Origin of the sequence: Paenibacillus thiaminolyticus (assembly GCF_003591545.1) — a bacterium.
In the GTDB taxonomy this organism is placed as follows: domain Bacteria; phylum Bacillota; class Bacilli; order Paenibacillales; family Paenibacillaceae; genus Paenibacillus_B; species Paenibacillus_B thiaminolyticus_A.
In genome coordinates this window covers 9849-12461 of the sequence record NZ_QYZD01000060.1, presented here as the reverse complement: position 1 = coordinate 12461, position 2613 = coordinate 9849, and the positions used below count along the sequence as shown (strand labels likewise).

Here is a 2613-nt window from a genome sequence, read left to right as displayed (position 1 = left end):
GGGGGTAGAAGGAACAAGGGATAGAAGGAGAGAGCAGATGGGGAAGAAGGAACAGGGGATAGAAGGAGAGCAGATGGGGGTAGAAGGAACAAGGGATAGAAGGAGAGAGCAGATGGGGAAGAAGGAACAGTGGATAGAAGGAGAGCAGATGGGGGTAGAAGGAACAAGGGATAGAAGGAGAGCAGATGGGGAAGAAGGAACAGGGGGCTAGAAGGAGAGAGCAGATGGGGAAGAAGGAACAGGAACGATAGGGAGGGCGATGAAGGTATAAGGGCTGAGGCGACTGGTCTACGGCGAAGCAACGGGCGGGGAAGCGGGTGCCAGGTTACGATCTATGAGAGCCTTATTCACTGTTCCTTTACTGTGGAAAAATATAAATTATGTCTTTCAAATAGTGGACATATTTTTGGGAAAGGGTTTAGTCCCTTATTTCTCCGCGCCTACTATAAGTAGTGTCGTTGCAGCGTTTTAAATCTATATACTGATATTTTTCCTATGAGAAATCATATCCCCCTTGTGTCCACTTATATGTAGACACTTTTGCTAATTTGTCCGTTTGGAGAGTACAAGCTTACGTATATACCGCATGTAAGCCAAGCACTCGTTGTTGCCCCGAAATAGTTGAATGAAAAAGCAAGAGCTGACATTATGAAGAGCTTGAAGCAAAGTGCTATTTCGCAAGGGCTGAAGACTCATAATTACATATAGCGTGGGGCCGCCCGATCATCCCCTGAGTGGAAGGGAGAGGCCACGAAAAAAAGCAAGCGGTTTGGTTATCCCGCTTGCTTTTCTACGATATCGGCCTTGTCGTCCTTCTTCTCTCCGCGTTCCCGTTCGGGCGGCGGCTCGTGAGCGGCTGCGGCGCCTTCCCTCGCCTCCCGAACCACCATGCTCGTTCCGTTCAGAATACCGCCTTCCTCGACGACAAGCAGCCCCGATTCGCAGTGACCCAGCACCTGTCCAGACGAGGTGATGAGCAGCTTGCCCGTCGTTTTGATATCGCCGATGACGGTGCCGGCGACGACGACATGGCGGGCGGTCAAGGTGGAGTGCGCCTCTCCGCGCTCGCCGATGGTGATTGTGCCGCTGCTGCTCAGCTCGCCCGTAAATTTCCCGTCGATGCGTACGTTCGTCTGGGAGTGAATGGTGCCGCTCATATCGGTGCCGTGACCGATGAACGTATCCGTCGGCTTGATGCGCTGGGATGAGCGTTGAAACATCGTAATCCCTCCTGCTATGACAGATTTGGCTTGCATGCGCCCGGTTTATGTTCCGTAGGCTTGCGCATCCCCCATAATCCACTTCGGAAGCGGCGACAGTCTCGTAACGGATGGCGGGGAGGACGGGGATCTTGAAGGACCGGAACTCCCGGGCCCGGAAACGCCGGAGGCTGCAGAGACCTTCACGGGCCGCCCCTCGGGCGGGGTGTCTGCGGCTGCTGCATCGCCCAGGAACGGAAGCGGATCAATCGGCTCGCCCCGCTCAACAATCTGGAAGTGGAGATGAGGCCCGGTGCTCCGGCCGGTCGTGCCCAGCGCGCCGATGATATCGCCCTTGTCGACCTGGTCGCCGACGGAGACGTGAATCTGCTGCAAATGCATATACCATGTGTCCAATTGGTTGACGTGCCGGATAATAATATAATTGCCCCGCGAAGTGTTGAAGTCGGCTTCAATCACTTCTCCCTCGGCCGCTGCGAGGACGGAGTCGCCCGTCTCGCCGCCAATGTCGATGCCGGCATGGAAAGCGGCATATCCGGTCAACGGGTCCTTCCGGTACCCGAAGCTGGAGGTCAGGCGACGTGACTTTGTCGGCCAGACGGACGGCGTTCCCGCGATGAGTTCCTGCTTCTTCTGCGCTTGATTCAAAACAGCCGGGGCGCTGCGTTGTATGGAGGACAGCATGCGTTGCATCTGGACGAGATCAAGCCGCGAGCGCTCAGCCAATTCCAGCATCTGCTCTAAACCGACGCCTATCTCCTCGCCGCCGACCTGCCGCTGCTCGTTCCAGGCGGTGCTGTGGACGAAGCGGGCCTGCTCCTCGCCGCTCTTCTGTGGCACGGCGGAAGTTCCTTCCACGAAATCCTCCAGTTGCTTCTCCAGACTGCTCATGTGATTAAGCCGATGCTTGAAGTTCTCGGTCTCCGAAGAGAGGCGAATGATCTCGTTTTGCAGCCGTTGAATCGCTTCGTCCTTGTTCTTGACCGTAACTTCAAGCGCCTCGGACTGATGAGACAGCAAGCCTTCCAATTCGCGGATCTCCGTCGCGGCCTTCCACTGCATGCTCAACACTAGACCCGATATCGACAAGACGGCGGCGATCGGGACGGAGACAACGAGCATTTTCGGCACATTCATCTGCTTGACTGCTTGTTCCGCGTCGCGGATGACGAGCAGTGTCATACGGCCATTCCACCAACGCCCTTTCATCACATCACCTCAGATTCCGCGTATTCCTGCAAAGTCTACCTATTGCACTCTATTCCATTGTCCTGCTATACAGAACGGATATCTGTCCGAAGGAACGATTTTGCACGTATGATTACGCCGAAAAATACACAATACTGGAAGGAAAGGGCGACCGGAAGTACGGGGCAACCGGAACAGGATAAGG

Annotated in this window: 3 protein-coding genes; 1 reads left to right on the top strand and 2 read right to left on the bottom strand. The window is 55.2% G+C overall.

What is annotated here, in order from left to right; genetic code table 11:
• A partial coding sequence (locus DQX05_RS31230) for a hypothetical protein (protein ID WP_220483305.1) occupies positions 1 to 211 on the top strand: 211 nt, incomplete at its 5' end.
• Between the two features lie 562 nt (positions 212 to 773).
• On the opposite strand, the gene DQX05_RS28930 is transcribed toward DQX05_RS31230, so the two are convergent.
• Together DQX05_RS28930 and DQX05_RS28925 are read right to left on the bottom strand one after the other, a co-directional pair.
• Positions 774 to 1220 carry a bactofilin family protein gene (locus DQX05_RS28930; RefSeq protein WP_119796704.1) on the bottom strand — a complete coding sequence of 149 codons (447 nt, stop codon included), beginning with the start codon at positions 1218 to 1220 and terminating at the stop codon, positions 774 to 776.
• 45 nt (positions 1221 to 1265) lie between these two features.
• Positions 1266 to 2429, bottom strand: coding sequence for a M23 family metallopeptidase (locus DQX05_RS28925; RefSeq protein WP_259392297.1), 1164 nt, complete (start codon positions 2427 to 2429; stop codon positions 1266 to 1268).
• Positions 2430 to 2613: the final 184 nt, after the last annotated feature.